The 272-nt window shown below is 54.0% G+C and carries 1 protein-coding gene; it reads right to left on the bottom strand.

Going from position 1 to position 272, the window contains the following annotated elements; translation table 11 throughout:
- Positions 1 to 272: hypothetical protein (locus R0J87_RS20465; RefSeq protein WP_498888552.1), on the bottom strand; the 272-nt coding region annotated here is incomplete at both ends.

Below are 272 nucleotides of genomic sequence, written 5' to 3'. Positions count from 1 at the left end.
CTCGATCACATCGGCCATTGGGCCATCGAGGTGCTGTAAATCCTGATATTCGTCGTCGGCCTTATGGCGATAACACACCGCACGCACGCGGGCTTGCGGATGGCGTTTACCCGGCGCACTGGCCAGTAAAACATCGGCGGCATTGGTTAAGCGGCCGTATTTGGCCAGCGATAACAATTGCAACTGGTGCAGTAAGCCTTGTTCGGCTTGCGCGACTTCTTTGGGAATGCGTTTGGCGGATAGCAGTTTTTTACAAGCACTGGCTGATAAAC

It is taken from the genome of Halomonas sp. SIMBA_159 (assembly GCF_046536035.1).
In the GTDB taxonomy this organism is placed as follows: domain Bacteria; phylum Pseudomonadota; class Gammaproteobacteria; order Pseudomonadales; family Halomonadaceae; genus Vreelandella; species Vreelandella venusta_A.
This window is presented reverse-complemented; position numbering and strand designations above follow the sequence as displayed.